This window comes from Streptomyces millisiae (genome assembly GCF_031845425.1).
GTDB lineage: Bacteria > Actinomycetota > Actinomycetes > Streptomycetales > Streptomycetaceae > Streptomyces > Streptomyces millisiae.
The window spans coordinates 1-433 of sequence record NZ_JAVREM010000349.1; the positions used below are offsets into that span (position 1 = coordinate 1).

Sequence of the window (433 nt, forward strand, 5' to 3'; positions counted from 1 at the left end):
GACATGAGAGTCTCGGACGGAATCCGGAAAGGCCTGAGAGTGCCGGACGTTACCTGGCGTCCCGGGAGCGACGCTCAGCTGCCGCACGAGTAGGTCGCGGCGAACGCCCATCTCGAACAGCCGTGGACCAAACGGCAATCCGCACGTCTGGTACTTGGGGGATAGGACCGTGGTCGCGACAGGAAGGCGGGCCGAACTAGACATCAGCCACCGAGAGCAACCGCTCGCAGGTTGCCGAAGACGAGCGCGTCGGTGTCTACCTCGTTGAGGTCGTCCAACGCGACTGGCCAGTGTCCAACGGTGGGGTGTCCTTTGGAGTTGAATGAAATGATCTTGAGTAGATCCCACCGGCCAATCACTTTGCCACCGTGTCGATTTCGGTGGCCGGCCTTGCCATGGCGGTCGTCAGTCGCCCGGGCGTACGCATGTGGCT

1 protein-coding gene is annotated in these 433 nt (G+C 62.4%); it reads right to left on the reverse strand.

The window, feature by feature from the left end; translation table 11 throughout:
- Positions 1 to 203: 203 nt before the first annotated feature.
- The coding region (locus tag RNC47_RS37030; RefSeq protein WP_311605260.1) for a hypothetical protein at positions 204 to 433 on the reverse strand (230 nt) is incomplete at its 5' end.